General features: G+C 67.8%; 1 protein-coding gene. It reads right to left on the bottom strand.

The genetic code is table 11. The annotated features are described in order from the left end of the window. On the bottom strand, window positions 1–622 hold a 622-nt coding region (locus tag ACFOYU_RS15180), incomplete at its 3' end, for a response regulator transcription factor (protein WP_377034235.1). Window positions 623–640: the final 18 nt, after the last annotated feature.

A 640-nucleotide genomic window follows, 5' to 3' on the forward strand; every position in this document is an offset into this window, starting at 1 on the left:
CGAGCCTCTGGCGCAGCTTCTTGCGCAGCTTGCTCACATGGCCCTCGATCACGCTCTCCTCCACGTCGTTGGAGTAGATGCCGTAGATGGCGTTGAAGATCTGGGTCTTGGTCAGGCGCCGGCCGCGGTTGCGCACCAGGTACTCGAGAATGTGGCGCTCGCGCCGGGGCAGGGGCAGGCTGACCCCGTCGATCTCCGGGTCGCGGCCGTCGAAGAACACGGTCAGGCGCTCGGCCGGTGCGGCGGCGGCCTGCTGGGTGGCGTTGACCCGGCGCCAGATCGCCTCGGTGCGGGCCAGGATCTCGCGCACGTGCACGGGCTTGCGCACCACGTCGTCGAACTTGGCGGTGAAGAGCTCGAGCGTCTGCTGCAGGGAGCGGACCTCGCTGAGCGCGATGATCGGCGCGCGGGAGTGGCGGCGGATGGTCTCGGCGCAGGCGATGCGGTCCTGGAAGTCGCCGAGCAGGAAGCCCTGGACCGCGTCGAGATCGGCGCTGGAGGCGGCCTTGAGCCAGTCCTGGAACTCACCGGAGAACACTCCGATGGATGAGATGCCTTCGCGGTCGAAACTGGCGACGTACCCAGCCGTCACCATCTGCCGTTCATCGACGACGATGTACATGATGAAGCCCCCCGGCCC

Source organism: Microvirga sp. GCM10011540 (assembly GCF_042650665.1).
Lineage (GTDB): Bacteria > Pseudomonadota > Alphaproteobacteria > Rhizobiales > Beijerinckiaceae > Microvirga > Microvirga lenta.